Here is a 256-nt window from a genome sequence, read left to right on the forward strand (position 1 = left end):
GTTGACGATGATGACTTCCGCCGCCTCCTGCTTGCCGATGCCGTCATCCCGGCGCAGGCGCAGCATATGCTTGGCGTGGCCGTGGCGGCTGCCGTCACGCGGAACCGACTGCACGGCGAAGAACGGGAACCATCCTTCCCGGCGCAACCCCTCCACGATGTCGATGGTGGGGACATAGACGTAACGCTCCGACCGGCTGTCATGGGCCTCTCGGGCGAAGATGGACGGGACGTGCCTGTAAAGCGCTTCGTTGTCG

General features: G+C 64.8%; 1 protein-coding gene. It reads right to left on the reverse strand.

The features are described from left to right. The coding region (locus AC0L26_RS32045) for a DUF932 domain-containing protein (RefSeq protein WP_473636091.1) at positions 1 to 256 on the reverse strand (256 nt) is incomplete at both ends.

It is taken from the genome of Mesorhizobium sp. WSM4823, assembly GCF_055811195.1.